The sequence below is a fragment of the Frigoribacterium sp. PvP032 genome, from assembly GCF_017833035.1.
In the GTDB taxonomy this organism is placed as follows: Bacteria; Actinomycetota; Actinomycetes; order Actinomycetales; family Microbacteriaceae; genus Frigoribacterium.
The window spans coordinates 1-24,346 of record NZ_JAFIBM010000001.1 but is presented as its reverse complement, the minus strand read 5'-3'; the positions used below and the strand labels follow the sequence as shown (position 1 = coordinate 24,346).

The 24,346-nt window shown below is 74.3% G+C and carries 27 protein-coding genes; 9 read left to right on the top strand and 18 right to left on the bottom strand.

Annotated features, from left to right (window positions below):
* The first annotated feature begins 115 nt into the window (after positions 1-115).
* The 4 genes from JOE35_RS00135 (at position 116) to JOE35_RS00120 (ending at position 3,149) form a co-directional block, all read left to right on the top strand.
* A complete protein-coding gene (locus JOE35_RS00135) occupies positions 116-760 on the top strand; it encodes an FMN-dependent NADH-azoreductase (RefSeq protein WP_209559297.1) in 645 nt (214 codons plus the stop codon).
* A complete protein-coding gene (locus JOE35_RS00130) occupies positions 757-1,005 on the top strand; it encodes a hypothetical protein (protein ID WP_209559296.1) in 249 nt (82 codons plus the stop codon). The genes JOE35_RS00135 and JOE35_RS00130 overlap by 4 nt, the downstream gene beginning before the upstream one ends.
* A 70-nt stretch (positions 1,006-1,075) precedes the next feature.
* On the top strand, positions 1,076-2,056 hold the full coding sequence (locus JOE35_RS00125) for an aldo/keto reductase (protein WP_209559295.1): 981 nt from the start codon (positions 1,076-1,078) through the stop codon (positions 2,054-2,056).
* Positions 2,057-2,255: 199 nt separating this feature from the next.
* Positions 2,256-3,149, top strand: coding sequence for an SDR family oxidoreductase (locus tag JOE35_RS00120; protein WP_209559294.1), 894 nt, complete (start codon positions 2,256-2,258; stop codon positions 3,147-3,149).
* Positions 3,150-3,417: 268 nt separating this feature from the next.
* On the opposite strand, the gene JOE35_RS00115 is transcribed toward JOE35_RS00120, so the two are convergent.
* Both JOE35_RS00115 and JOE35_RS00110 read right to left on the bottom strand, forming a co-directional pair.
* Complete coding sequence (locus tag JOE35_RS00115) at positions 3,418-4,269, bottom strand: NAD-dependent epimerase/dehydratase family protein (RefSeq protein WP_209559293.1); 852 nt, start codon at positions 4,267-4,269, stop codon at positions 3,418-3,420.
* Between the two features lie 140 nt (positions 4,270-4,409).
* A complete protein-coding gene (locus JOE35_RS00110; RefSeq protein WP_209559292.1) occupies positions 4,410-4,874 on the bottom strand; it encodes a DUF1810 domain-containing protein in 465 nt (154 codons plus the stop codon).
* Positions 4,875-5,008: 134 nt separating this feature from the next.
* Here JOE35_RS00110 and JOE35_RS00105 point away from each other — a divergent pair, with 134 nt between their 5' ends.
* On the top strand, positions 5,009-6,088 hold the full coding sequence (locus JOE35_RS00105; protein ID WP_209559291.1) for a GNAT family N-acetyltransferase: 1,080 nt from the start codon (positions 5,009-5,011) through the stop codon (positions 6,086-6,088).
* A gap of 184 nt (positions 6,089-6,272) precedes the next feature.
* On the opposite strand, the gene JOE35_RS00100 is transcribed toward JOE35_RS00105, so the two are convergent.
* Positions 6,273-6,950, bottom strand: coding sequence for an SIMPL domain-containing protein (locus JOE35_RS00100; protein WP_209559290.1), 678 nt, complete (start codon positions 6,948-6,950; stop codon positions 6,273-6,275).
* Between the two features lie 35 nt (positions 6,951-6,985).
* Positions 6,986-7,687, bottom strand: a complete 702-nt coding sequence (locus JOE35_RS00095) for an alpha/beta hydrolase (RefSeq protein ID WP_209559289.1) — start codon at positions 7,685-7,687, stop codon at positions 6,986-6,988.
* 100 nt (positions 7,688-7,787) lie between these two features.
* Here JOE35_RS00095 and JOE35_RS00090 point away from each other — a divergent pair, with 100 nt between their 5' ends.
* Positions 7,788-8,345 carry an NUDIX hydrolase family protein gene (locus JOE35_RS00090; protein ID WP_123547605.1) on the top strand — a complete coding sequence of 186 codons (558 nt, stop codon included), beginning with the start codon at positions 7,788-7,790 and terminating at the stop codon, positions 8,343-8,345.
* 356 nt (positions 8,346-8,701) lie between these two features.
* A complete protein-coding gene (locus JOE35_RS00085; RefSeq protein ID WP_209559288.1) occupies positions 8,702-9,436 on the top strand; it encodes a hypothetical protein in 735 nt (244 codons plus the stop codon).
* A 97-nt stretch (positions 9,437-9,533) separates the two neighbouring features.
* Here JOE35_RS00085 and JOE35_RS00080 read toward each other — a convergent pair whose 3' ends face one another.
* From JOE35_RS00080 to JOE35_RS00060, 5 genes are all read right to left on the bottom strand, one after another.
* Positions 9,534-9,842, bottom strand: coding sequence for an EthD family reductase (locus tag JOE35_RS00080; protein ID WP_209559287.1), 309 nt, complete (start codon positions 9,840-9,842; stop codon positions 9,534-9,536).
* A gap of 353 nt (positions 9,843-10,195) precedes the next feature.
* Entirely contained in the window at positions 10,196-12,082 is a 1,887-nt protein-coding gene (locus JOE35_RS00075; protein ID WP_209559286.1) for a DEAD/DEAH box helicase, read from the bottom strand.
* 390 nt (positions 12,083-12,472) lie between these two features.
* Positions 12,473-12,883, bottom strand: a complete 411-nt coding sequence (locus JOE35_RS00070) for a hypothetical protein (RefSeq protein WP_209559285.1) — start codon at positions 12,881-12,883, stop codon at positions 12,473-12,475.
* Between the two features lie 57 nt (positions 12,884-12,940).
* Positions 12,941-13,546, bottom strand: a complete 606-nt coding sequence (locus JOE35_RS00065) for a DUF1684 domain-containing protein (protein WP_209561767.1) — start codon at positions 13,544-13,546, stop codon at positions 12,941-12,943.
* A gap of 210 nt (positions 13,547-13,756) precedes the next feature.
* Positions 13,757-14,248: a hypothetical protein gene (locus JOE35_RS00060; RefSeq protein WP_209559284.1), complete on the bottom strand. Its 492-nt coding sequence runs from the start codon at positions 14,246-14,248 to the stop codon at positions 13,757-13,759.
* 250 nt (positions 14,249-14,498) lie between these two features.
* Here JOE35_RS00060 and JOE35_RS00055 point away from each other — a divergent pair, with 250 nt between their 5' ends.
* Both JOE35_RS00055 and JOE35_RS00050 read left to right on the top strand, forming a co-directional pair.
* Entirely contained in the window at positions 14,499-15,179 is a 681-nt protein-coding gene (locus JOE35_RS00055) for a hypothetical protein (RefSeq protein ID WP_209559283.1), read from the top strand.
* 51 nt (positions 15,180-15,230) lie between these two features.
* A complete protein-coding gene (locus JOE35_RS00050) occupies positions 15,231-15,536 on the top strand; it encodes a DUF427 domain-containing protein (protein ID WP_209559282.1) in 306 nt (101 codons plus the stop codon).
* Positions 15,537-15,678: 142 nt separating this feature from the next.
* Here the strand turns inward: JOE35_RS00050 and JOE35_RS00045 are convergent, their stop codons facing one another.
* The 9 genes from JOE35_RS00045 to JOE35_RS00005 all read right to left on the bottom strand — a co-directional run.
* A complete protein-coding gene (locus tag JOE35_RS00045; protein ID WP_245186007.1) occupies positions 15,679-16,386 on the bottom strand; it encodes a CGNR zinc finger domain-containing protein in 708 nt (235 codons plus the stop codon).
* A 283-nt stretch (positions 16,387-16,669) separates the two neighbouring features.
* A complete protein-coding gene (locus JOE35_RS00040) occupies positions 16,670-17,125 on the bottom strand; it encodes a SprT-like domain-containing protein (protein ID WP_209559281.1) in 456 nt (151 codons plus the stop codon).
* 210 nt (positions 17,126-17,335) lie between these two features.
* Complete coding sequence (locus tag JOE35_RS00035; RefSeq protein WP_209559280.1) at positions 17,336-18,595, bottom strand: tetratricopeptide repeat protein; 1,260 nt, start codon at positions 18,593-18,595, stop codon at positions 17,336-17,338.
* Between the two features lie 114 nt (positions 18,596-18,709).
* Positions 18,710-20,008, bottom strand: a complete 1,299-nt coding sequence (locus JOE35_RS00030) for a sorbosone dehydrogenase family protein (protein ID WP_209559279.1) — start codon at positions 20,006-20,008, stop codon at positions 18,710-18,712.
* Positions 20,009-20,127: 119 nt separating this feature from the next.
* Positions 20,128-20,520, bottom strand: a complete 393-nt coding sequence (gene fliW / locus JOE35_RS00025; RefSeq protein ID WP_209559278.1) for a flagellar assembly protein FliW — start codon at positions 20,518-20,520, stop codon at positions 20,128-20,130.
* The gene (flgL, locus tag JOE35_RS00020) at positions 20,517-21,386 is read right to left on the bottom strand and encodes a flagellar hook-associated protein FlgL (RefSeq protein ID WP_307802862.1); all 870 of its coding nucleotides are present in this window, start codon (positions 21,384-21,386) and stop codon (positions 20,517-20,519) included. Before flgL ends, fliW begins: the two co-directional genes overlap by 4 nt.
* A 17-nt stretch (positions 21,387-21,403) precedes the next feature.
* Positions 21,404-22,819, bottom strand: a complete 1,416-nt coding sequence (gene flgK / locus JOE35_RS00015; RefSeq protein ID WP_209559276.1) for a flagellar hook-associated protein FlgK — start codon at positions 22,817-22,819, stop codon at positions 21,404-21,406.
* The gene (locus JOE35_RS00010; RefSeq protein ID WP_209559275.1) at positions 22,819-23,361 is read right to left on the bottom strand and encodes a flagellar protein FlgN; all 543 of its coding nucleotides are present in this window, start codon (positions 23,359-23,361) and stop codon (positions 22,819-22,821) included. The genes flgK and JOE35_RS00010 overlap by 1 nt, the downstream gene beginning before the upstream one ends.
* A 424-nt stretch (positions 23,362-23,785) precedes the next feature.
* Positions 23,786-24,346: ROK family protein (locus JOE35_RS00005; protein ID WP_209559274.1), on the bottom strand; the 561-nt coding region annotated here is incomplete at its 5' end.

Sequence of the window (24,346 nt, the reverse complement as noted above, 5' to 3'; positions counted from 1 at the left end):
ACCATCCTGCTCCGGACCACCGACACTGCGCCGAGAGCCCGGTGCGACGGACCCGCCGACGTGCCGTGCGCCAGGTGCAGCCCCGGGCGTCGGGGGCCGCCGCTACGGTGGGCGCATGCCGAACCTGCTGCACCTCGACTCGTCCGCCGACACGGCGACCAGCCGGTCGCGCGCGATCACCGCCTCCTTCGCCGACGCCTGGCGGTCGCTCGGCGACGACCACACGGTCACGCGCCGCGACCTGCACGTCGACCAGCTGCCGCACCTCAGCGACCCCGCGCTGCACTGGCCCGCGCGGCTGCGCCTCCCGGGGGCCGCTCCCGACCCTGCCGCCGAGGCGCTGCAGGCCGAGCTGATCGCCGAGCTGACGGCCGCCGACGTCGTGGTCGTCGGCGCCCCGCTCTACAACTACACGGTGCCGTCGACGCTCAAGGCGTGGCTCGACAACGTGCACCTGCCCGGCGTCACCGCCCCGTTCGACGGCGACGACCAGCAGCCGATGCTCGGCCGCCCGCTGCTGATCGCCACCAGCCGGGGCGGGTCGTACGACGTCGGATCGCCGACCGAGGGCTGGGACCACGCGGTGCCGGTGCTCGAGCAGATCCTGGGCGCGACGCTCGGCATGGTCGTCGAGGTGATCGCCGTGAACCTCACGCTGAGCGGGCAGATCCCGATGCCCGACGGGGCACGCGAGCGAGCCGAGCGCGAGCTGGCCGAGGCGCTGTCGGCTGCCGCCGACGCCGCGCGCCGACTCGGGTGAGCAGCCGTGCGGGCCGTGGTGGTCGCGCTGGTCGTGCCGGCCGTCTCGGTCGCCGTGCGCAGATCGTCGCGGCACGGGTGCTCGGCTACCTCTCGGCCGTGCTCGCCGTCGTCGGCGTCGTGACGCTCGCCAAGGGCAGCCCCGGCGTCGGCGGCCTGCTGCTGCTCGGCGCCTTCGTGCTGGTCGCGATCGCGTACGCCTTCGTCCGCAGCGTGAACCGCCGCGCCAGCCGCCCGCACCGCTGACCAGCCCCGCCGTTGACCAGCCCCGCCGTTGACCGGCCCCGTTGTCGGGGGCAGCGCCTAGGCTCGCAGCATGCACAGTCGCACTCTCGGCCGCACCGGCCGCACAGTCTCCGTCATCGGCCTCGGCACCTGGCAGCTCGGCGCCGACTGGGGTGACGTCAGCGAGAGCGACGCGCTCGACGTGCTCGGCGCCTCCGTCGAGTCGGGCGTCACCTTCTTCGACACCGCCGACGTCTACGGTGACGGCCGCAGCGAGAAGATCATCAGCACCTTCCGTGCGGCGAACCCCGACGTCCCGCTGACCGTCGCCACCAAGATGGGTCGCCGCCTCGACCAGGTGCCGTCCAACTACGTGCGCGAGAACTTCATCGCCTGGACCGACCGCTCGCGTCGCAACCTCGGCGTCGACACCCTCGACCTCGTCCAGCTGCATTGCCCGCCGTCCGCCGTGTACGACGACGACGCCGTGTACGACGCGCTCGACGAGCTCGTGCAGAACGGGGCCATCGCCTCCTACGGGGTGTCCGTCGAGGAGGCGCAGCAGGCGCTGACCGCGATCGCCCGTCCCGGCGTCGCGACGGTCCAGATCATCCTCAACGCGTTCCGGCTCAAGCCGCTCGACGAGGTCCTCCCGGCGGCTCAGCGTGCCGGGGTCGGCATCATCGCCCGCGTGCCCCTCGCCAGCGGGCTGCTCTCGGGCAAGTACACGACCGACACGACCTTCGCCGAGAACGACCACCGCACCTACAACCGCCAGGGCGAGGCGTTCGACCAGGGCGAGACGTTCAGCGGCGTCGACTTCGAGCAGGGCGTCCGCGCTGCCCAGGAGTTCGCGGCGGCCGTGCCCGACGGCGTGACCGTGCCGCAGGCGGCCCTCGCGTGGATCGCCGAGCAGCCGGGCGTCAGCACCGTCATCCCGGGGGCGCGCAACGTCGAGCAGGCGAAGGCCAACGCGGCGGCCGGCGACGTCGAGCTCGAGGAGGGCCTCGACTCCGAGGTCGTCCGCATCTACGACGAGTACTTCCGCGCGGCGGTGCACCCCCGCTGGTGACCTCGCGAGAGGCCGGAGATCGACCCCGGCGCGCATGCCGACGTCGATCTCGGGCCTCTCGTGTGCCCGGTCGGGCCGCGGTCGCGCTCGCACCGGACCGCCGCCGGGTCGCCGTCGAGCTCGTGCGGGCCCGGTCGTGCTCGCGCCGGGGTACAGCGACCTGACCAGCCGGGCAGCCGCGCTGGCGTAGACCGGGAACATGGCCGACAACATGTACACGCCCCAGAACCCCATCGAGCAGTACCCCCAGCCTCCCTTCGAGCCGCAGCAGCAGTCCGCGCCCGGCGACGTCCACGCGATGAAGCCCGAGCCCGACCACGGCGAGACCAGCTACGTCGGCAGCGGCCGCCTGGCCGGCCGCAAGGCCCTCGTCACCGGTGCCGACAGCGGCATCGGCCGCGCCACCGCCATCGCCTACGCCCGTGAGGGGGCCGACGTCGCGCTCAGCTACCTCCCCGAGGAGCAGGCCCAGGCCGAGGAGGTCGCCCAGCTCGTCCGCGACGCCGGCCGCACCGCCGTGCTGCTGCCCGGCGACCTGCAGGACGAGCAGACGAACGTCGACGTGGTCGAGAAGACCGTCGCCGAGCTCGGCGGCCTCGACATCCTCGCGATCATCGCCGGGGTCATGCCGACCGTCGACAGCATCGACGACTTCGAGACGAAGACGCTCGACCACGTGCTGAAGGCGAACATCTACCCGCTGTTCTGGCTGACGAAGGCGGCATCGCCGCACCTGAAGCCGGGTGCGTCGATCCTCACCTGCTCGTCGATCCAGGGCTTCCAGCCGTCGCCCTCGCTCGCCGAGTACGCCGTGTCGAAGGCCGGCATCGCCAACTGGACGCGCGCCATGGCCCAGCAGCTCGCCGAGCGCGGCATCCGCGTCAACGGCGTCGCCCCGGGCCCCGTCTGGACCCCGCTGCAGCCTGCGTTCGTGCCGAACGAGAAGATCGAGACCTTCGGGTCGGAGGCCGCCTACGGCCGCCCCGGTCAGCCCGTCGAGCTGGCCCCGTCGTTCGTGTTCCTGGCGAGCCAGGAGTCGAGCTACATCAGCGGCGAGACCATCGCCGTGACCGGCGGCACGCCGATCCACTGATCCGCACCTCCTGCGGTCGTCGCCGGCCCGTCCCGCTGCTGCGGGGCGGGCCGTTCGTCGCGCGCGGGCTGCAGGGCGTGACCGCCAGCGTCCGCGACGGAGGTGCCGACGTCGTCGTTCACGTCGCTGTCGCAATCGGAGACAGATCCCGCCCCGGGGGGGCCGTTCTGCCGCCTCCTACGAGCCCCGGCGCCCAGATCGCTCTCGAATTCGAGAGTGATCCGCGTTCGCGTTCGAGGCCCAGCGCGGCCCTACGCCCAGCGCGGCCCTACGCCCAGCGCGTGCCCTCGCCGGCGAGCACGGCCCGGTACCCCTCGCGGAAGGTCGGGTAGGCGAACGTGAACCCCGTCCCGCGCAGCAGCGAGTTCGAGAGCCGCTTGTCCCCGCCCGCCTGTCGCCCCGCAGGAGGCGCGGGCCGAGGAGCAGGCACGCCCAGCTCCGCGGCCAGGAACTCCAGGACGTCGTCGAGCCGCGCCGGCTCGTCGTCGGTGCCGAGGTAGATCGGCCCGACCATCGCGAGCCCGGCGAGGTGCACGAGGGCTGCGGCGGCGTCGTCCCGGTGGATCCTGTTGGTGTGCGGCGACGTGCCGGGGGTCTCGGCGAGCGTCGCGGACCCGCTCCGCACCTGCTCGATCAGGCGTTCGCGCCCCGGCCCGTAGATGCCGGAGAGCCGCACCAGCGTCGCGTGCGGCGCGCGCTCACGCAGCAGCTCCTCCGCCTCGACCAGCACCGCGGCGGTGGGGGTGCCGCCCGTCGCAGGGGACTCCTCGGTGACGAGGCCGCCGTCCTCGACGTCGTACACCGCCGTCGACGAGACGACGAGGAGGCGCGGGTCGGCCGCCGACCGCTCGATCCCGTCGAGCACGTGGGCCAGCCCGTCGACGTACGTCGCCCGGTACTCGTCGGGGTCGCGGCTGCCCGCGGCGAGGGCGACCACGACGACGGTCGCGTCGTCATCGATCACGGGCACCTCGGCGCGGAGGTCGACGGCGCGGCCCTCGAGCTGCCCGGGCAGGACCTCCGAGCGGCGACGCAGGCCCACCACGCGGTGCCCCTCGGCGGCGAACCGCAGGCCGGTCTCGGTGCCGAGGTCGCCGCAGCCGGCGATGACGATGCTCATCGATCGAGCGTACCGACGGAGGCGCGGCGCGACCTGGGCAGGCTGCACCGCACCTCCTGCCGGCCGCTCGCACCGCGAGCTCCATCCCTGCATCTGCGGACCTGACGGACCCGTCGGAACCGTCGGACCCGTCGGACCGGTCAGAGGCGCTCGAGCGTCGCCGGGTCGAGCGTCCCGGCGAAGAACCGCTCGAGCGCGCGTGCGAAGCGCTGCTCGGACGGGTCCGCCTGGGCGAACAGCGTCAGCGACGAGTGCAGCTTCATCGCGTCGACGTCGCCGACCACGTCCGCGGCCGAGGGTGCGCCGGCACCGTCCACGGTCCCGTCGGGCAGCTCGAGCAGGGCGTCGACGCAGTCGAGGAGGCGCGGGCCGAGAACCGGGTGCGCGAGGAACGCCCGTGCGGCCCCGACCGTCTCGAGCGCGTAGCGCCGGGAGGTCTCGCTCGTGCCCAGCCCGGCCACCTGCGGGAACACGAACCACATCCAGTGGCCCCGCTTGCGGCCGGCGCGCAGCTCCCGCAGCGCGTGGTCGTACGTGCCGTCCGCCTCCTGGGCGTCGACGAAGCGGTCGAGGTCGTGACGGGAGAGCAGGTCGTCGTCGGTCATGGTCCTGGTCTACGCCTGTCGACAGGGCCAGGGGCGAGGGGTGGTGCACTCGAGTCCGCACGAGCTAGTCTGGTCGGCTGCCCTGACCGGGCGGCGCGTCCCCGCCGCACGCCTCCGCGGCCCGAGAGACCGTCATGACCTCCACAGTCGAGCAGCTCCCCTTCCCCGCGTCCGTGTCGCCCGACGCGCCCCACGCCGCCGACTACGTCGCCGCGGTCGACCTCGAGAACGCCGTCCGGCGCGCGGCGATCGGCTCCGACGAGCTCGCCTGGGAGCCCGACGAGCAGCTCCCGCACCTCCTCGACGACGTGCACAGCGACCACCGCCTCTTCGGGGTGCGCGAGCAGGGCCGCCTCGTCGCGGTCGGCTGGTACGAGACGCGGCGCGAGGGCGACGCGGCCACGACCGCCTGGTTCGACGTGTCGGTGCTGCCCGAGGCGCGCCGCCGCGGCCACGGCACGCTGCTGGTCGAGCACCTCGAGCAGCTCGCCCGCGCCGAGGGGCGGACGCAGGCCATCGCCTACGTGCGCTCCCGGGGCGAGGCCGAGCCGCGCCTCCTTCCCCCCACCGGCGCCGGGTCGGTGCCGCGCGACAACGGAGAGGTGCGGTTCCTGCTCGCGCGCGGCTGGGCGCTCGGCCAGGTGATGCGCTGCAGCAGGCTGCCGCTGCCCCCGGACGAGGAGGCGCTGGGCACGATCCGCGAGCGCGCCCGGTCGGCCGCGGGCGACGCCTACCGCCTGCACACCTGGGTCGGCCGCTCGCCCGAGCGCTGGGTCGACGACCTCGCCGCGCTCGAGACGCGGATGAGCACGGACGCGCCCGCCGGCGGCATCGACGAGCCGGAGGACGTCTGGACCGCCGAGCGGTGGCGTGACGCCGAGGAGCGCTCGCTGTCCGGGCCGCGGACCCCCTTCACGGCGGTCGTCGAGCACGTCGCCTCCGGCCGTCTCGCCGGGTTCAGCCAGGTGGAGGCGCCGGCGGACCGGTCGCGACCGGCTTTCCAGCAGGACACCCTCGTGCTGCGCGAGCACCGCGGGCACCGGCTCGGCTGGCTGCTCAAGGTCGCCACCACCGACCTGCTGCAGGCCGAGCGCCCCGGCCACCCCGCCGTGTTCACCTTCAACGCCGAGGAGAACCGGCCCATGCTCGACGTCAACGAGGCCGTGGGCTTCGTGCCGTTCGAGCACGAGGGCGTGTGGAGCAAGAAGCTGTAGCGGCGCCTCGGTCTCGGTCTCGGTCTCGGCAACGGCCTTGGCCTTGGCCTTGGCAACATTCAGGAAACCCGCGGTCGCGCGTCCTGATCCGTGCACGACTCAGGACCATCGGTCCCCCCGCTGCGTGACTCAGGACCGGAGTTCCTGAATGAGGAGGCGCAGGGGAGGTGAGGAGACCGCGGACCTACGCCGTGAAGTCGGCGCTGATCTCGGCGTGCACCTCGATGTCGGCGGGGGCGAGGTCGAAGCCGCCGCCGCCTCCTGCGGGCGACATCGCGGCACGGGCCAGGCCGAGCGTCGCGGCGCCGCCGGACGCCCCGGGGCGGAGGCCCGGCTCGAAGACGGCGACGAGCACGGGCTCGGGCAGTCCGAGCGCCTCGGCGTAGTCGCCCGCCCGGGTCACCGCGTCGGCCACGGCGGCCACGCGGGCGGAGCGCTCGGCCTCGGCGCGAGAGTCGTGGCTGAGCGACCACTCGAGCGCGTCGATCGACACGCCGTCGAGCCGGGCCAGCTCCGACACCCAGGTCGAGAGGGCCGCGAAGTCGCTGAACCGCACGACGACGACCGACCGTGCCCTGAACCGGGTCGGGCGGTCGGGGTCGGGAGCCGAGGAGGTGCCGTCCGCCTCCCAGCGCACGGGCTCGACGACGGGGCCCACGGTCACGTCCTGCGCGCTCCACCAGGTCGCGGCGCCCTGCCGTCGGTGCCCCGTGGCCTGCTCGGCGACCTGTGCGTGCAGCGCCTCGGCCTCGGCGACGACGGCCTCGCGGTCGGTGCCCTCGGCGACCAGCGACAGGTGCACGACCCCTCGCTCGGCGCGGTGCCGGTGGACGACGGACCCGGTGACGGCGAGCGTGGTCATGGTGCCTCCTCGGGCGAGGGTCTCTCGCGAGGACCTCAGGCTACGGGTGCCTCGTCCGCGCCGTCGAGCACGGCGGGGGCGGTCACGCGCGACATGAACGCGACGAGGTCGGCGAGCTCCTCCTGCGAGACGCCGTGCGCGAGGCCCGGGTAGACGGTCTGCTCGGCGTCGGCGTGCTCCTCGAGCCAGGCCGAGGTGCGCTCGACCGCGTCGACCGGGATGATCGAGTCGACGTCGCCGCGACCGTAGAACACGGGCGGACGCACCTCGGCGAGGGCCTCGTCGCGAGCCTCGGCCGCTGCGGCCGTGTCGGGGTCGGCGTCCGGAGCGGTCGGCACGACGAAGCCCGCCAGCACCGCGGCGAACTCGAAGCGTCGCGGAGCGTGCCGCAGCAGCTGCAGCGACAACGAGCCGCCCTGCGAGAAGCCGAGCAGGCTGACCGTGGGGTGCTCGTCGCCGAGCGAGTCCAGCCAGGTGAGGACCGCCTCCGCGGCGTCGTCCACCGCACCGGCCGACGGGGCGCCGGGTGTGCTGAGCGGGTACCAGGAGAAGCCGTCGCCGTGCGGCAGCGGGGCGCGGAGCGAGGCGAGCACGACGTTCTGCGGCAGGTAGGGGGCGAGGCCGATCAGGTCGCCCTCGTGCGAGCCGACGCCGTGCAGCAGCACGACGAGCGGCCGCCCGGCCCGGTCGGGCTCCTCGACGGACCAGCGGACGAGGGCGGGATCGATCGTGACCATGCCTCGACCCTGCCAGACGGGCCGACCGGGCGCGCGCCTCCTCGGGGCCCGGAGCGCGTTTCGTCACCCGACCGTGACGAAGGCCTAGTAGACAGGGGCAATGAGCTCCGTCCAGACCCCCGACCCCACGCCCGGCGACCCCAACCCGGGCTGGCTGTCCGAGGAGGAGCTGTACACGATCCGGCAGCGCATGCCGATCCTCTACGTCGAGGCCGTGCCGGTGCGGACCGACGGCATGGGCGTCGTGACCGAGGTCGGGGTGCTGCTGCGCGCCTCCGAGGAGGGGTCGATCTCGCGGATGCTCGTCTCGGGCCGCGTGATGTACGGCGAGAGCCTGCGCACGGCGCTGTTCCGCCACCTGGAGAAGGACCTCGGGCCGATGGCCTTCCCGCAGCTGCCGCCGTCGCCGGTGCCGTTCCAGGTGGCCGAGTACTTCCCGCTGCCGGGCTCGTCGGTCTACACGGACGCCCGCCAGCACGCCGTGTCGCTCGCCTACGTCGTGCCCGTGACCGGCACCTGCGACCCCCGCCAGGACGCGCTCGAGCTCACCTGGCTGACGCCGCACCAGGCCGCGTCGGACGACGTCGCCGGCGAGATGGAGGGCGGGCGCGGGGCGCTGCTGCGGAGCGCGCTCGCCTCGGTCGGCGCGCTGCAGTAGCGCTGCACTAGCGCGCTGCGCGCAGCACCCGCGAGCTACGCCCCTGATCCAGCGCTACACCCCCAGAACAGCGGGTGTAGTGCGGGTTCGCGGGTGTAGCTCGCTGCTTGTCCACAGCCGAGGAGGCGCGGGTCGCGCCCCGGGGCGACCTCCGTCATGCTCGGGCCGTGCGTGACATGTCCGAGGTGCTGATCCGTCGTCGAGACGTGGTGGCTGACGGGGGCGACAGCTCTGCCCTGGAGCGCGACGCTCGACGGGGCCGGGTGCTTCGTCTGGCTCCGGGGTCGTACGTCAGGTCTGATGACTGGGCTGAGCTGAGACCCTCCGAGCAGCACGCGGCCCGCGTGCACGCCGTCGTGCCCCGACTCGATCCCGAGGTCGTCGTCTCGCGCGAGTCGGCCCTGGCGGTGTCGGGCTTCCCGCTGCTGGGCGCCTGGCCGACGCGTGTCCACGTCGTCACGTCCCGACGTCCGCGCGACCGGGTGAGCGCACACCTGCATCAGCACGCCGGGGAGCTCCACGATGACGAGGTGAGCACCGTGCAGGGCCTGCGGGTGGCCGTCCCCCGGCGGGCTGCGGTCGACGTGGCGCGCTTGCTCGACCTTCGAGGCGGCGTCGTGGTCCTCGACCACGGGCTCGCGACCGGCGCGTTCAGCCGGCCCGACCTCGAACGGGTCCTCGCCGAGGGCGGACGCGTGCAGGGCAGCCGCCGGGCCGCCGCCTCCATCGCCTTCTCGCAGGCGGGAGCGGAGTCGCCCGGCGAGTCCTTGAGTCGCGTCGTCATCCACTCGGCGGGCCTGAGACCGCCAGAGCTCCAGAAGCGCTTCCCGGCGATCGGGCCGCTCGTGGGCATCGTCGACTTCTGGTGGCCCTGCTGCGGAGTGATCGGCGAGTTCGACGGCGAAGTGAAGTACCGCGACGCGGCGATGCGCGGCGGACGCAGCCCGGAGCAGGTCGTCATCGACGAGAAGCTCCGCGAGGACGCGCTGCGGGCGATGCCGGGCGTGCGGGCCTTCGTGCGCTGGAACTGGTCCGACGCGTTCCGCGGCGCCCCGCTGCTGCGCAAGCTCGCGGCCGCGCACGTGTGCTGAACCCGAGCTACACCCCCGGATCGGCGCTACCCCCTCGGTTCTGGGGGTGTAGCGCCGGATAGGGGTGTAGCTCGGGCCGGCGGGCCGGGCGGGGCGGCTAGGCGGGCTCGACGTCCGTGAAGAGGGCTGTCACGCCCGCCTCGCCCAGGCCGAACACCGTCGGGAAGAAGGCGCCCGCCTCGGGGCCGGCCACGGCAGCGCTCGCCGCGTCGTAGTCGGCGAAGTACAGGTCGAGGGTGCGGTACTTCGGGGTCGCGGTGCCGTCCTCCTTGGGCCAGACCTTGCCGGACTCGAGTCGCTCGAGCCCGGGGAGGGCCTTGGCGAGCTCGAGCGATTCGGGCCAACCGGCCTCGAACGCGTCAGGGTCGACGGGGTTGTCGTAGATGATCGTGATCTTCGTGGGCATGGTGGCCTCCGGTCGGGCGGGCGTCACGGGTGCCCGGACGGGCGCCCTGGCCCAGCAAAGCGCGCCTGCGCGCTCACCGCCAGGGCCAGTGGGGAAGAGATCGCGCGCGGACCCCTCGAACCCGCGCACACCCCTGGGCGCGCTCGGGGGTGCGCGCGGGTTCGGCGGGTGCGGTGGCTGGCGCGCGGAGGCGGGGCGGCGGGCGCGCGGGTTCGGTGGGTGCGGGCGCGCGGGTGCGGCGGGGCGCAGCGCGCGGGCGCGCGGGTTCGGACGCGCGGGCGCAGCACGGCGCCCCCGGGCGGCGCGGTGGGCGCCGCCCGGGGGCGTGGGTGGTGCAGGTGGTGCTGCGGGGCCTAGCGGCCGCCGCGCTGGCCGCCGCCGCTGCGCGGCTTGCCGCCGACGAGTCCGCCGACCTTGAGGCCGCCGGGGCGACCGCCGTCCGAGGAGGCGCGACGCGAGCCGCCGCCGGAGCGACCGCCCTGCGAACGCTCGCCCTGCGACGCCGCGAAGTCGGCCTGGTCGTTGCGCACGGCGTTCGTGCGGCTCTGGCCGCCGTCGCTCTGGGCGCGGCGTCCGGGCTGGCGGGTGCCGCGAGCCTCGGAGTCGCGAGCGCCGCCGTCGCGGCCGCCCGCGTCACGAGCGCCGCCGTCACGAGCAGGCGTCACCGCGCCACGGCCCGACTCGGTCGAGTAGAACGTCGACGCGCCGCCGCGGGGAGCAGCGTCGCGCGAGCGACCGCCGTCGCGACCGTCGCGACCGTCGCGTCCGCCACGGGGTGCTCCGTCACGGCCGCCAGAGCGGGCGGGTCCGCCGTCGCGACCCGCGCCTCCTGCACGGCCGCCGCCGGCTGCGGGACGACCCGAGCGGTCGGCACGGGCGATGGGGGCGCCGGTGCTGTCCTGGCGGGCGGCGCGCTTGCGCTGGGCGTTGGCGCCCTGCGAGCGACCGCCGCCGCCTCCGCCGTTGCCGCCGCCCTGCTGCTGCACAGCGGACTTCGGCAGGGGCTTCACGTACGCGGCGACCTCGCCGACGAGCGCCGCGACCTCGGGGGAGGAGGTGGTGACGGCCGTGGTGGTCGGCTTGATGTCGGCCTTCTTCATCAGCTGGGCGACGTCGCGCTTCTGGCTGGGGATGACGAGGGTGACGACGTCGCCCTCGGCTCCGGCACGGGCGGTGCGGCCCGAGCGGTGCAGGTACGCCTTGTGCTCGGTGGGCGGGTCGACGTGGATCACGAGCTCGATGTCGTCGACGTGCACGCCGCGGGCGGCGACGTCGGTGGCGACGAGCACGCGGGCGGTTCCGTCCTGGAACGCAGCGAGGTTGCGGTCGCGCTGCGGCTGCGACAGGTTGCCGTGCAGGTCGACCGAGGGGATGCCGGCCTCGGTCAGCTTCTTGGCGAGCTTCTTGGCGTGGTGCTTGGTGCGCATGAAGAGGATGCGGCGGCCCTTGCCCGAGGCCAGCTTCTGCACGAGGGCGTTCTTGCTGTCGAGGTCGGGCGTCTCGAAGACGTGGTGGGTCATGGCGGCGACGGGCGAGTTGGCCTCGTCGACCGAGTGCAGCACCTCGTTGTGGAGGAACTGCTTGACCAGCTTGTCCACGCCGTTGTCGAGGGTCGCGCTGAAGAGCAGGCGCTGGCCGTCGTTCGGGGTGGCCTTCATGATGCGGGTGACGCCGGGCAGGAAGCCCAGGTCGGCCATGTGGTCGGCCTCGTCGAGCACGGTGATCTCGACGGCGTCGAGCTTGATGAAGCCCTGCTTCATGAGGTCTTCGAGGCGACCGGGGCAGGCGATGACGATGTCGACGCCCGACTTGAGGGCCTGGACCTGGCGGTTCTGGGAGACGCCGCCGAAGATCGTGGTGGTGTTCATGCCGTACGCGGCGGCCATCGGCGCGAGGACGGCGTCGATCTGCGTGGCGAGCTCGCGGGTGGGGGCGAGCACGAGGCCGAGGGGACGGCCCGGGCGGCGCTTGCCGCCGGCGAGCTTGCCGCCGAGGCGCGCGGCCATCGGGATCGAGAAGGCGAGGGTCTTGCCCGAGCCGGTCTTGCCGCGGCCGAGGACGTCGCGTCCGCCGAGGGTGTCGGGGAGCGTGTCGACCTGGATCGGGAACGCGTTCTCCTTGCCGTCCTTCGCGAGGGCGGAGACGATCGGGGCGGGGACCCCGAGGGAGGCGAACGAGACGGCGGGGGCGTCGGTCGCGTCGGCGGCCGGGACGACGGGGGAGTCGGTGGTGAGTGACATGCGTGCCTTTCAGGGGCAGGTGTCGAGCCGGGCCGAGGCTGCGGGCCACGCGTCTCGGTCGCCTGGACGATGTCGTCGTGGGCGCTCCGGGGAACGGCGGTGCAGAGCCGGTGAGCGGCTGTCGTAGCCGGGCTCGAGGTGTGGCGACGGTGCAGGTGTGCACGATCGTTTCGCCGCAGAGTGAGCTTCGCGCGCCTGTTGGTGCCTGGGTGTGTGCCAGGGCGAGAGGCGAGGAGGGGCGTGCTACGACGCAGGGAGCCGGTCGGGCCGACTCGCAAGTGACACCAGCTTAGCGGCACTCGTCGCAGAACGCGAGGAGGTGCGGGCCGGGCACCCGAGGAGGCGCGGGCTGCGCACCCGAGGAGGCGCGGGCCGGGCAGCCCCGCCGGCCTAGGAGAAGAGCCGCCCGAGGGCCTTGCCGAGGGCCGAGCGGCGCCGCTGCCAGCCGTGCGCCTCGAGCGTCTGCTTCACCGGGCCGACGACCTTCGCCGAGTTGAACGACCAGGTGCCGCTGACCGAGCCGCCGCTCCGCTCGGTCTTGATCTCGGACCGCGTGTACTCGTGCGTCTCGGGCAGCAACGTGATGCGGAGGCGGTAGTCCATCCGGCTGTGGCCGAGCGCCCCCCGGGCGTCGCGGTAGACCCAGGTGGCGACGACGCGGCCGTCCTCGACGGCGACCGTGAACGGGTGCGAGCCGTCGCGGCCCAAGGCGAGCAGCGCCTCCGTCACGGCCTCGGGCGAGGAGGGGGACGGCTGCGGGCCAGCGGCCGAGGGCCCGTCAGGAGGCGTCGTCGCGGTCATGCGGCCACGCTATCGGACAGGTCGGTCTGCGCGTCCGGCCGCGCGTCCGGCTGTGTGTCAGTGCGCCCCCGAGTAGCGCTCGCCGACGGGGATCTCGACGGCCACGCGGTTGCCCGGCTGCGCGAGCGGGCAGGCCCAGGCGGGGTCGTAGGCGCAGCTCGGGTTGTAGGCGAAGTTGAAGTCGAGCACGATCGTGCCGGGCTCGGAGCCGGGCCCGAGGTCGGCTCCCTTGACGGAGTCGATCAGGTACCGACCGCCTCCGTAGGTACCGCCCGACTTGCCGGCCAGCGCGTCCCCGACGGGGACGAAGAGGCCGCCCCCGTACGAGCGCAGCCGCCACACGTCGAGCGAGCCGACGCCCGGCACCTCGACGCGGCCGACCCGGTCGAAGGGCACGTCGCCGTCGGTGCCCGTCTCGACCACCATGCGGCGCGGCTCGGCGGGCAGGATCGGCACCTCGAAGCGCCACGCGGCGTCGTACGGCTTCGTCGGGAGGCCGGTGAAGTGCGGCCTGTCCTCGGGGAGCAGCGGCGTGACCGGGTTCGTCGTGAAGAGCTCGTCGCGTGTGCGTCGCCACAGGTCGTGCGCCGCCTCGAGGTCGGTCGCCTCGCGCACCTGCCGGTACAGCCCGTGGATCGTCCGGCGCCACGCGGCCAGCGCCAGGCCCGAGTCGGTGTCGGGCACGAGGGGCGCGGTCGCGTCGGCGTCGGCGTCGGGTGAGGCGGCTGCGGCAGGGGCGGACGAGGAGGTGGGGGTCGGGTCGGTCACGCGGGCGACGGTAGTCGGGACGCCTCCTCGGGGACCGGGAGGCGCCTCCTCGGCGCTCGGCAGTCAGCCCGGAGCACTCAGCCCCTGGCAGACAGCCCGTCGCGCTCAGCCCGCGTGGCGCGGGTGCGCCTCGGGTGCCCGCCAGCCCGGCGCGAGGGCGCGCATCCGCAGCGCCCGCCACTGCCAGACGAGCCAGAGGCCCGGCCAGAGCGCGACGCCGATCGGGCCGGCGTGGAAGACGAGCCGGTCGCGCAGCAGGGTCTCGTCGGGGCCGAGGGGCGACACGGCCATGCGGTGGTCGATGCGCATCCGCGAGAACTGGCCGGCGGTGCCCTTGCCGGTGTCGCGCTGGATCCACGCGCCGTCGCGCTCGTGCCAGTCGAGGTCGACGTGCGTGTCGCCGAGGGGCAGCAGGCCGAGGATGTGCGCGGTCACGGGGTGCGCCTCCTCCGTCCAGCGGTCGGGGAAGCCGTCGGGCGCGAGCGAGCGGTACCGCACCAGCGGCTTCGTCACGGCGACCATGACGGCCGGGTCGCGCAGGGCGTCGGAGGCGGCGTCGACGGGACAGGCGAGTCGGATCTTGAGCTGCACGTGCATGCGGACGAGTCTGCTCCCGTGGGCTGGGCGGGGGGCGCCGCGTGCCGGATGCCGTTGCTGCTCGGCTCTCCTCATTCAGGAACTTCGGTCCTGAGTCGCGCAGCGGGGGGACTCGCGGTCCTGAGTCCTGCACGGTTCAGGAGGCGCGGGTCGCGATGTCCTGGATCGTGAGAGGCCAGAGGTGGCGACGCCGTGCGTAACGCAGCGCAATCCGCTCAGCCGAGGAGGCGCCCCGACCTACCCTGAGGAGGTGACAGCCCCGCAGACGACATCGCAGCAGACGACCGCCCCCCAGCAGTCGAAGTACCAGGTCCGGCTCGACCAGGGCGTGGCCGGTGCGGCCCGCATCGCGCCCGGCGCGCACGTGGTGGTCGTGGCCGACGTCCTCGACGGGCACGGCCTGCTCTCGACGGCCGACGTGCTCGACGCGGTCGCCGCCGTCGCGGACGACGCGGCCCTCGTGCTGCACGCGACCGCCGCCTCCTCGGCCGACGTCGCCCGCCGGGTGCTCGCGCGCCAGGCCGAGCGGGGCGACCGCGCCGTGGTGGCCGTCGTCGCCGCGGGAGCGCTCGACGACGACGGGTTCCGGTCCGCCGTCGAGGACTTCCTCGCCGCCGGCGCCGTGGTCGACGCGCTCGCCGCCTCCGGCATCGACTTCTCGTCGCCCGAGGCCGCCGTGGCGTGCGCCGCCGCCGTCTCGTTGCGGGGCGCGCAGTCCCATCTGCTGACCGCCTCCTCGTCCGCTGCCGAGGTCGTGGCGACTGGGCACGAGGAGGCGCTGGCCGCCGCCCGCACACCGGTCGCCGTCGCGACGGTGCACCGTGCGCCCCTCCGCCCTCGCGGGGACTCGCACGGCTCGCACGCCGCGGACGGCTCCCACGGCTCGCACGGCTCGCACAGCTCGCACGGGGAACAGAGCGAGCGAGCGTAGCGTTCTGCTGAGCACGCGGGCCGACCGAGCCCCCGATCAGAGGAGTGGACGATGAAGGCAGTTCTGAGCGACGGCACCGTGGTGGCCGAGGCCCCGAAGGACGAGCTGATCTCGATCGAGGGCAACTGGTACTTCCCGCCCGCGAGCGTCAACGACGAGCTCTTCGAGAAGAGCCCCACGCAGTACCACTGCCCGTGGAAGGGCGACACGCAGTACTTCAGCGTTAAGGACGGCGACACCCTGCTGCAGGACCGTGCGTGGAGCTACCCGACGCCGATCCCCGCGTCGTTCGACCGCGTCGGCAAGGACTACACCGGCTACGTCGCGTTCTGGAAGGACGTGCAGGTCGTCGAGTAGCGACTGCGGCGCGCGCTCTCTGTGTCGAGGGCGGGTCGAAGTGGTCGAGGGCGGGTCCGTGCGGACCCGCCCTCGCGCGTTCTGACCCGCCCTCGACGGAGGTGGGCGTCGGGGAGTGGGCGGTCGGGCGGTCGGGTGGCAGTCAGGCGCCGGAGCCGGCTCCGGCACCGGAGCCGGAGCTCGCGCCGGAGCCCCCGCCGGTGCTCGTGTCGCCGGCGAGACGCGCGCGGTGCGCACGCACCTTCGCGCGGTTGCCGCAGCGCTGCATCGAGCACCAGCGGCGGCTCCGGGCGCGGGATTCGTCACGGTAGACGAGGCCGCACAGCGGGTTGGCACAGCGACGGAGGCGCGACTCGTCCCCGCCGCCGAACCCCACCTCGTCGAAGAGTCGCACCCCGTCGCGGGCGACGGAGGCCAGCGCCTGGCCCAGCCGCAGCCGTCCCGCGCCGGCCTGGCGGCGTCCCCCGGCGAGTGCAGGAGGCACGTCGGGCGTGGCGGCGAAGAGGTTGAGCATGTCGACGTCGTCGGGGTCGGGCGCGGCTCCGTCCACGGCGGCGACGGCGAGTCGGGCCGTCGCGTCGCGCAGGCCGCGGGCGTCGGCGAGCTCGCGGTCGGAGGCTCCGCCGGTGAGCCCGGGGAAGCGCTCGGCCAGCCAGTCGTCGAGGTCGGCGGGCAGCAGGAGGCCGTCCCAGGGGGACGAGCCGTCGGCCGGCTGCGCGAGACCCGACTCGGGGCCGAGGCGCGAGCCGGCGCGGAAGCCGCCGAGGTACGCGAAGTCGAGCGAGAGCGCCCCCGAGTCGAAGAACCAGCGCGTGCCGGTGTCGGAGCGCAGCCACTGCCCAGTCATCATCTGACCACCTTAGCTAGTTACGAGGCTCAGCCCGCGCCTCCTCGTCTCGGCTGGTCGGCAAATGCCGACCGAGAAGGCGCGACATGCCGCGTGCGGACCCGCATCCCGGGCGTGGCGTGGCGCTGCGGTCGGCATCTGCGGCCTTGGCGGGCGCACGGCAGCAAAGCGAGACAGATCGGGTCTGGCAGTGACCCAGAGGCGTTGATCCTGGGTCGCCCCGGCGCTGATCCCTCTCAAATTTGAGACAGATCCGCCCGCGGGCAGTCAGCGGGAGCGGGCCCGCTCAGACCGCGCGCTTGGTCCAGGTGATGAGGTGCGCCGGGTCGTACCGGCGCGAGCAGCGGCCGCAGGCGAGGGGCCGCTTCGGCTCCCGGTAGCGGAAGTGCTCGTGCCCGGCGGCGCAGACTCCGACCCACGGGGCCAGCTCGGACGCGATCGCCCCGTCGTGCAGGCGCCCGCCGACGTAGCCGAGCTCGGTGGCGACGCTCTTCCAGCGCGGACCGTGGCCCGCCCGCGACCCGGCGACGGCGTGCGCGACCTCGTGCAGCAGCACCTGGTGGATCTCGTCGTCGTCGTACCTCCCCGCGAGGTGCCGCGAGACGGTGATCCGCTTCTTGCCGTAGTCGCAGAGCCCGGCACGGGTCTTGGCCGCGTCGAAGCCGAAGCTCCAGACGGCAGGGTCGAGGTGCAGGGCGATCAGGGCGTCGGCCCAGCGCCGGACCCGCTCGAGGTCGGCCACGGTCAGCGGTCCCCGGCCGTGGTCGCGGCGCGCGTCGTCACGGACGCTGTGCTGCCGGGAGGCGACGCGAGAGCGACGAAACGACGTGATGTTCCCCGTCGTCTTGTCGCATCCACGGAGGTTCGCCGCCCGACGGGCCCCGCGGAGGGCAGCGGCCGCAGGCACAGCAGAGGCGTCACGAGGAGGCGCCGTGCAGCAAGGACGCGCAGGTCAACGAGCCGGGAACGGCCAGGTGGTCGGCTCGTCGTCGCGCGGGAGTCCGTCGACGGCGCCCGTGACCCCGGTGACGCCGGTCGTGCCGCGACGGGGCTCGTCGCCCTCGTCGTCGACCGCGGGTGCGTCGACGACGACGGCACGCTCGCCGTCGCGGTCACGGTGACCGGCGGCGTTCGCGGCGAGGCTCGAGATCTTGCCCCAGAGGCTCGTGTCGGCACGGGTCGACGGCTTGTCGAGCACCGGCTCAGACGGGGCGGCAGGCGCCGAGGAGGCGGCGGGCGCGTCACCAGGATCGATCCGCATCGCCGCGGCGAGGGCCGGCTCGATCGGGGCAGGAGCCTGCGCCTGCGCCTGCGCCGCGGGAGCAGCCTGGGCGTGAGGAGCCGGGCGCTCCGAGGAGGCGGCAGGCGCAGCTGCGGGGGCCCGGCCGGCGAACGAGTCGGCGGCCGTCGGGGACTGCTGCCCGCCTCCTTCGCCCTGCTCGCCGTGACCTGCTGACGCGGACGACGCGCCCGACCCGCCGTCGACGCGGGGCAGACCGGTCGGGTTCGTGTCGCCCTCCTCCGGCGGCGAGGCCACGGCCGCGTGGGCACCCGTCGGGGCCAGGCCGATCGGCGTGATCGAGCCGGTCTCTCGAGCGTGCGCGGGCGCGTCGTGGGCGGCGCGCATCAGCCCGTCGATCACGGTGCGGAGCGCGTCGAGCCGGTCGCGGGCGGCGCCGGCCTGCTCGTAGGCCGTCAGCGCTACGGCGAGCACCTCGTCGCTCTCGTCGTGGCGGCCCAGGTCGAAGAGCGTGTAGCCCTCGAGCTCGGCGGCGGTGGCCTCGAGCACGCGCCACTCCTCGGTGGAGGCGGTGATGCGGCTGGTGTGCAGGTCGCCGAGCGCCCGCTCGAGCTTGCCCTGCTCGCGGAGGACGTGGGCGCGACGGATGCGCGCCGCCGTGGAGTCGGCACGGTCGCCGGTGAAGTGGGCGAGGCGGAACGCCTCCTCTGCGATGGCCAGGGCCTCGTCGAGGCGGCCGAGGGTGCGGAGCAGGTCGGCTCGCTCTCCCAGGGCGGAGGTGCTGCGGCTCTGGCCGAGGGCCGCGAGACGGGCCTCGGCGGTCCGCACGTCGACCGCGGCACGGAGGCTGATCGGCTCGACGCCGGGGACCGGACGGGAGGTGCGGCCCGAGGGCGCGTCGGAGCCCGGCGGCACGCTGCGGGGGCGGGTGCTGCCGGTGGCTGATCCGGGGTTCGAGTCGTGCTGGCTCATCGAGTACGAGGGTAACCGCAGTGCCCCCGATCGGACCGTCCGGCGCGCGCTCTGCGACCGTCCTCTCGGATTCGGTCGTGGTCCTCAGGCCCGTGAGCAGGACGCCCGCGGCGATCAGCCGAGCGGCTGCAGCGGCACGCTGACGATGCGGTCGTCGCCCTGGCGGGCGTCTCCGCGTCCGTCGGTGTTGTTCGTCAGCAGCCAGAGCGTGCCGTCGGGCCCCGGCAGCACGTCACGGATCCGCCCGAGGGACTCGTCGCCCGAGAACCGCTCGGTCGACGTCGCCTCGCCGGACTCTGGCACCTGGATCTCGAAGAGCACCTCGCCGCCGAGCCCCGCCATGAACAGGGTCGAGCCGACCGCCGTGAGCCCGCTCGGGCTCGCCTGGTCGGTGCGCCACTGCAGCACCGGATCGAGGAACTGCCCCGACGAACCCGACGACCCCGACGACCCGGCCGACCCCGACGACTCAGCCGAGCCCGACGACCCGGCCGAGCCCGACGACCCGGCCGAGCTGCGCCCCTCCACCTCGGGCCAGCCGTAGTTCGCGCCGGGGGCCAGCGAGTTCAGCTCGTCCCAGGTGTCCTGGCCGAACTCGGCGGCCCAGCCGCCGCCCCACGCGTCCCAGGTGATGCCCTGCGGGTTGCGATGGCCGAGGCTCCAGACGGGAGACCCGGGCATCGGGTTGTCGCTCGGCACGGCGCCGGTCGGCGACAGCCGCAGCACCTTGCCGCCGAGCGAGGTCTCGTCCTGCGAGGCGGTGTCGTCCGAGGCGTCGCCGGTGGTCGCCCAGAGCATGCCGTCGGGGCCGAAGGCGATGCGGCCGCCGTCGTGGTTCGAGGCGGCGGGGATGCCGGTGAAGACGTCCTCCACGGGGCCGAGCCCGTACGAGCCCGGGTCGCCGGTGATGGGCGCCCGCACGATCCGGTTGTCGTCGGCGGTCGTCAGGTAGGCGTAGAGGTACGAGGGCGACCCCGCGAGCACCGCGAGGCCGAGCAGCCCGGACTCGCCTTGGTGGACGACCCCGTCGAGGGTCGCGACGTCGCGGAGCGACCCGTCGCCGGTGAGCTCGACGATGCGGCCGCTGTCCCGCAGGCTCACGAACGACGATCCGGTGTCGAGCCGCACGACCGACCAGGGAGCCTCGAGGCCGGTGGCGACGTCGGTCGGCTCGGCGTCGTCGGCGACGCGGACGGCCGCGGTGTCGGTGGTCGGCGCGACGGGGCCGGGGCCCGGCGTCGACTCGACGGGCGCGGCGGCGTCGCTCGCGGCACGGGAGGACGACGTGCTCGTGGACGAGGAGTCCCCGCCGGTGCAGCCGGCCAGCAGCAGGGCGAGGGCGGCGGCGCTCGCGGCGGCGACCACGGCGTGCGTGCGCCGGGCGGGCCGGTGTCGGGGCCGGTCTCGTGTCATGTCGTGCGCCTCCTCGTGCCTCAATCAGACACGAGGAGGAGCGGGTCGAGCGACGGGTGCGGCGCATCGTTGCACGACCGTGACGAGTCCGTCACCGGACCGTGACGTGTGAGCAGCGCTCAGGCGCGGGCGGCGAGCTCCGCGCGGAGCGGCCAGTCCTGGCCCTCGAGGATGAGCTGCGCGGCGGCCCCGGTGCGCGTGTTGACGACGACCGGCGCGAGCAGGTTCACCGTCATGCCGCTGGCCGCGGGGGTCGCGACGACGAGCAGCAGCGCCTCCGCGGCGTCGTGCAGGTCGAGCCCGGTCGTCTGCTCGTCGGTCAGCACCGGCGAGTAGTCGGGCAGGTGGACGGCGGCGTCGAGCACGTAGAGCCGGACCTCGGACGACGTGTCCGTCGCCCGCAGCGCGAACAGGCCGGTCGCGCCCTCGACCTCGTCGAGCACGAAGTCGACCAGCGGCTCGAGCCCGAAGGGAGGCGCGACGAACGCCACGGGGGCGGTCACGGCGCTCATCGGAGGAAGTCCATCAGCGAGACCTGGAGCACCTTCGCGGTGACCTGCAGGGCGGCCTGGTACGAGTTGTTCTGCAGCTGCAGGTCGAGCACGGCCTGGCCGAGGTCGAGGTCCTCGAGCCCGGCGCGCTGTGCCTCCAGCGTGACCTTCGTGTCCATCAGGGTGTCCTCGGCTCTCAGCAGCTGGGCGTGTCGCGCGCCCATGTCGGACTGCACGCTGCGCAGGCCGGACACGCGGGCGTCGACGGTGGTCAGGTGGGACGCGACGTCGCCTCCGGTGCGGAGGCTGGTCGCGATGTCGTCGATCAGGGCGAAGACGGAGGAGGCGCCGGTGCCGAACGCGGCGGAGCCGTCCGAGTCGACCGCGACGGTCGTCTCCGGCCCGATGCGGCGGGTGACGCTGGAGCCGGCGGTGCCGGTCCAGCTGTAGTCGGGCCGGAAGGCGACCCCGGCGTCCGAGGTGCCGGCGAAGACGCTGCGGCCGTTGATGCTCGTGTTGGCGACGCCCAGCAGGTCGGCCTTGAGGCCCTCCAGCTCGACGGCCACCGCCTCCTTCGCGTTCGGGGACAGCGAGCCGTTGGCGCCCTGGAGCGTCAGCTCGCGCACCTTTGCCATCAGCGAGTCGGCCGAGATCAGGGCGGAGTCGGTCGTGCTCAGCCAGCCGTCGCCGTCGGCGACGTTGCGGGTGTGCTGGGCGAGGGCCGACTGCAGGCTCTTGACACGCAGGGCCTCGGCCGTGGCGGTGGGGTCGTCGGAGGGACGGGTCAGCTTGTCGAGGCTGGTGGCCCGCTCCTGCGCCTGGGCGAGGCGCACGGAGCCCGCCTGCAGGTGCTGCTGCGACTGCAGCGCCGTCATCTGGTTCGTCACCCGTGTCAGCATCGTCCCTACCTCCCGACCCGGCCCATGCCGTTGATCAGCGTGTCGAGCATCTCGTCGATGGCCGTCATCACGCGCGCGGCGCCCTGGTAGGCGTGCTGGTAGCTGAGCAGCGAGACGTTCTCCTCGTCGAGGCTCACGCCCGAGCCCGAGAGCTGCCGGTTCTTCGCCGACGACGCGGCGAGGTCGGCGAGCGACGACTGCGCCATCTCGCTCTTGGCGGAGGCGCCGATGCCGGCGACGATCGACGACCAGGCGCGGTCGGGCGAGCCGGAGCCGACGCCGATCTGCGCGATGCGCTGCGCGACGGAGCCGTCGAGGGCACCCGCGCCGCCGCCCGACGCGATCGAGGAGGCGCCGGTCGGCACGACCGTGAGGCCGCGTGCCGCCGAGACGCCGGGCGCCAGGGCGAAGAACTGCCCGGCGGGCTGGCCGTCGGCGCGGACGCCGCCGGCGTGCACGGCGTTGACCTGCGTCGCGAGCTGCGTGGCGAGGGCGTCGTACGACGCGGCGGCCTCGGCGAGGGCGCCGCCCTGGCCGCCGGCCGCGGGGCCGAGCAGCGAGACGGCTCCGGCGAGGCTGCCGCCGTCCATCACGACGGCGTCGCCGGGGCGGTGTGCCCACTCGACCGTGACTCCGGTCGAGGCGCTCATCGCGAACTCGCCCTTGACGACGACGCTCCGCGCGGTCGTGCCGCTGACGAGGGCGTTGCCGCCGATCAGGACGTCGACCGTGCCGTCGCCGGCGTCGCGGACGGTGCCGCCGGCGATCGAGGCGATCTGCTCGGTGAGGCGGGCGCGGGCGTCGACCAGCTCGTTGGCGCTGGTGCCGTCCTGCACGGCCGAGCGGATGCGGCCGTTGAGGTCGGCGACCTGGCGGGCGGCGTCGTTCAGCTGGACGCCGAGGGTCTGGGCGGTGCCGCGGGTGGCGCTCCACTGGTCCTCGACGGCCTGGTGGCCGGAGGCGATGCTCGCGGCGAGGGTCTTGGCCTGGCCGAGCAGCACCGAGGCGGGGCCGGTCTCGGCGGGGTGGCTCCCGACGTCGCTCCACGAGTTCCAGAAGGCGCCGAGCTGGGCGGCGATGCCCGTGCTGCGCGGCTCGCCGAGTCCCTGCTCGAGGGTCGAGAGCGCGTCGGCACGGACCGACTGGTAGCCGGCGGCGGCCGCGGCGCCGCGGACCTGGCCGTCGACGACGGCGTTGCCGAGGCGGGCGATCGCGTCGACCGTGACGCCCTGTCCCGGCACGACGCCCGCGCTGAAGAGGCCGACGCGGGCGGGGGCCCCGACCGAGCCCTGCGTGACGCGCTGGCGCGTGTAGCCCTCGGTGTTGACGTTGGCGATGTTCTGGCCGGTCACGTCGATGCCCGTGCGGGCGGCGACGAGGCCGGTGTAGGCGGTGTGCAGGCTGCCGAAGGTGCTGACCATCACAGCCGCCCGTCGAACAGCTGACCGCCGGAGACCTGGCTGCCGGAGGCGGCGCCCGCGCCGGCACGTCCGGCGCGCGACGCCGAGGCGCCCCCGACCGAGCCGCTGGCGTCGTAGATGCTGCCGGCTGCCGCGTCGGCGGCCGTGGCGAGGGTCTCCTGCGTCGCCCTGGCGGCGGCGCGGAGGAAGCGCTCGTTCTCGTCGCGCAGCTGCGCGATGCGGGCGGTGAGGTCGGTCATCGACCTCAGGTGCGCCGTGAAGATCTCTCCCCAGGGGCCTGCGGGAGCCGCGGCGATGATCTCGCGGAGGGGCGCCTCCTCGTCCGTGCCCCACTCCTGGGCGACCGACGAGACCTCGACGGCACGGGCCAGGCCGGCCTCGCGGAGGCGCTCGAGCACCTGCTCGACCTCGCGGGTCGCGTGCTCGATCCAGCGGGTGCGGCCGGCGGTGAGCAGCAGCTGCTCCTCCTCCAGCTTGAAGGTCAGCAGCTCCAGCAGCTCTCGCTCACGCCAGAGCAGCGCGGACAGCTCGTTCGCGCCCATGGGGCCTCCTCGGAGGGGATCGTCGGGTGGTGCAGCGGAGCGGTGATGTCCTCTGCACGGGGGACTATCGGCGTCCCGCGTCCCGGCGTTAGGCGACGGGCGTCCGTCTGCCCCGCTCTTCTCTCCCCATTCAGGAACATCTGTCCTGAGTCGCGCGGCGGGGGGACCGATCGTCCTGACTCGTGCACGATGCAGGAACCCTCGCGCGACGTTTCCTGCACGATGCGACACGGTGGCGACGGACATCGGCCGACCGCACGCGCACCCCTGGAACCCGCGCACGCCCTCGTGCGCGAGCGGGGGTGCGCGCGGATCAGGCGGGTGAGAGCGGCCCGCGCGCTGAGCTACGCCCCCGAACCGGCGCTGCACCCCGTGAACGGAGGGCGTAGCGCCGTTCAGGGGGTGTAGCTCGAGCCCGCAGCGCTCAGGCCAGGCCGCGCACCGAGAACACCTGGTCGAGGAACACCCGTCCCGCCCCGCGCAGCCCGCCCGTGCCCTGGTGCCGCGTCACCTCGACGAGCAGCTGGTCGGTGGCCATCGGCAGGCAGTCGGCCCAGAGGGTCGAGCGGACGCCGGCGACGAAGACGTCCGAGTCGGCCAGCACGCCGCCGAGCACGAGCCGGTCGGGGTTGAAGAAGTTGACGATGGTCGCGAGCACGCCGCCCGTCATCACGCCGGCTCCGCGCAGCAGGCCGGTGGCGAGGGGGTGCGCGTCCCGGGCGAGGTCGATCATCGCCTCGACGGTCGAGACGTCGTGCCCGGCCAGCTGCATCTCGCGGACGAGCGCGTTGCCCGAGGCGAGCGCGTCGAGGCAGCCGGTGCGGCCGCACGAGCAGGGCACGGCGGTCGCGCCTGGCACGGTGACGTGGCTGATGTCGCCTGCCCAGCCGTTGCTGCCCGTGTACAGCTCGCCGCGCGAGACGATGCCGCAGCCGATGCCCGAGCCCACCTTGACGAAGACCTGGTCGGCGGGAACGGCCTCGTC

Excerpts from the sequence above, each read along its gene's own strand:
- JOE35_RS00010 (WP_209559275.1), bottom strand. The coding sequence starts at position 23,361 with ATGGGCGCGAACGAGCTGTCCGCGCTGCTCTGGCGTGAGCGAGAGCTG.
- JOE35_RS00035 (WP_209559280.1), bottom strand. The coding sequence starts at position 18,595 with ATGAGCCAGCACGACTCGAACCCCGGATCAGCCACCGGCAGCACCCGC.
- JOE35_RS00110 (WP_209559292.1), bottom strand. The coding sequence starts at position 4,874 with ATGACCGACGACGACCTGCTCTCCCGTCACGACCTCGACCGCTTCGTC.
- fliW (WP_209559278.1), bottom strand. The coding sequence starts at position 20,520 with ATGAGCGCCGTGACCGCCCCCGTGGCGTTCGTCGCGCCTCCCTTCGGG.
- JOE35_RS00135 (WP_209559297.1), top strand. The coding sequence starts at position 116 with ATGCCGAACCTGCTGCACCTCGACTCGTCCGCCGACACGGCGACCAGC.
- JOE35_RS00095 (WP_209559289.1), bottom strand. The coding sequence starts at position 7,687 with ATGGTCACGATCGATCCCGCCCTCGTCCGCTGGTCCGTCGAGGAGCCC.
- JOE35_RS00075 (WP_209559286.1), bottom strand. The coding sequence starts at position 12,082 with ATGTCACTCACCACCGACTCCCCCGTCGTCCCGGCCGCCGACGCGACC.
- flgK (WP_209559276.1), bottom strand. The coding sequence starts at position 22,819 with ATGGTCAGCACCTTCGGCAGCCTGCACACCGCCTACACCGGCCTCGTC.
- JOE35_RS00090 (WP_123547605.1), top strand. The coding sequence starts at position 7,788 with ATGAGCTCCGTCCAGACCCCCGACCCCACGCCCGGCGACCCCAACCCG.
- JOE35_RS00115 (WP_209559293.1), bottom strand. The coding sequence starts at position 4,269 with ATGAGCATCGTCATCGCCGGCTGCGGCGACCTCGGCACCGAGACCGGC.
- JOE35_RS00030 (WP_209559279.1), bottom strand. The coding sequence starts at position 20,008 with ATGACACGAGACCGGCCCCGACACCGGCCCGCCCGGCGCACGCACGCC.
- JOE35_RS00080 (WP_209559287.1), bottom strand. The coding sequence starts at position 9,842 with ATGCCCACGAAGATCACGATCATCTACGACAACCCCGTCGACCCTGAC.
- JOE35_RS00120 (WP_209559294.1), top strand. The coding sequence starts at position 2,256 with ATGGCCGACAACATGTACACGCCCCAGAACCCCATCGAGCAGTACCCC.
- JOE35_RS00070 (WP_209559285.1), bottom strand. The coding sequence starts at position 12,883 with ATGACCGCGACGACGCCTCCTGACGGGCCCTCGGCCGCTGGCCCGCAG.
- JOE35_RS00050 (WP_209559282.1), top strand. The coding sequence starts at position 15,231 with ATGAAGGCAGTTCTGAGCGACGGCACCGTGGTGGCCGAGGCCCCGAAG.
- JOE35_RS00100 (WP_209559290.1), bottom strand. The coding sequence starts at position 6,950 with ATGACCACGCTCGCCGTCACCGGGTCCGTCGTCCACCGGCACCGCGCC.
- JOE35_RS00045 (WP_245186007.1), bottom strand. The coding sequence starts at position 16,386 with ATGATGACTGGGCAGTGGCTGCGCTCCGACACCGGCACGCGCTGGTTC.
- JOE35_RS00105 (WP_209559291.1), top strand. The coding sequence starts at position 5,009 with ATGACCTCCACAGTCGAGCAGCTCCCCTTCCCCGCGTCCGTGTCGCCC.
- JOE35_RS00125 (WP_209559295.1), top strand. The coding sequence starts at position 1,076 with ATGCACAGTCGCACTCTCGGCCGCACCGGCCGCACAGTCTCCGTCATC.
- JOE35_RS00060 (WP_209559284.1), bottom strand. The coding sequence starts at position 14,248 with ATGCACGTGCAGCTCAAGATCCGACTCGCCTGTCCCGTCGACGCCGCC.